Source organism: Pseudomonas sp. P65(2024) (genome assembly GCF_057480955.1).
In genome coordinates, this window is the sequence record NZ_JBLIYX010000044.1 from 1 (window position 1) to 841 (window position 841).

Genomic DNA, 841 nt, shown 5'->3' on the forward strand with positions numbered 1-841 from the left:
TGAATCGCCCCTGGTTTCGTAGACACCTCCAAGCCTCATAATGAGGCCCAAATAGGAGGTGCCATGAGTCGTCAGCGTTACCCCGAAGAATTCAAGATCGAAGCGGTCAAGCAAGTGACCGAAAAAGGCAAACCTGTCGCCGAGGTCGCCCAGCGCCTGGGCATGTCCGTGCACAGCCTTTACGCTTGGATCAAGGTCTACAGCAAGCCCCAAGAGCAGCGTCAGCAAGACAATGATCAGCAGGCTGAACTGCGCAAGCTACGCGCTGAACTCAAGCGGGTGACAGAAGAGCGAGACATCTTAAAGAAGGCCGCCGCGTACTTTGCCAAGGAGTGCGGCTGAAGTACGCCTTCATCAACAAGCACTCGACGGATTACCCAGTGCGTCGCCTTTGCCAAACCCTCAAGGTGCATCCCAGCGGCTACTACGCTTGGTTGGCCGAGCCTCAATCTGCCCGAGCCAAAGAAGATCAACGCCTGCTTGGCTTGATCAAGCATGCCTGGTTAGAAAGCGGAGGCGTGTATGGCTATCGCAAGATTCACGATGACCTTCGAGAGCTGGGAGAGATCTGTGGGCGAAATCGAGTCGGTCGCTTGATGCAGGCAGAGGGGCTGCGTTCGCAAACGGGCTATCGCCGTCGTCCTGGGTTTTATGGCGGAAAACCAACAGTGGCATCGCCCAACCATCTGGCCCGGCAGTTCAAGGTCAGTGAGCCGAATAAGGTCTGGGTGACCGATATCACCTACATCCGCACCTATGAAGGGTGGCTGTACCTGGCGGTAGTGTTGGATCTGTTCTCTCGCCAAGTCATTGGTTGGTCAATGAAGCCCAGGATGAGCAG

General features: G+C 55.9%; 1 pseudogene. It reads left to right on the plus strand.

Annotated elements, in window-relative coordinates:
- Positions 1-63: 63 nt before the first annotated feature.
- Positions 64-841: pseudogene (locus tag AC25MA_RS25790) on the plus strand (IS3 family transposase); the annotation flags it as partial.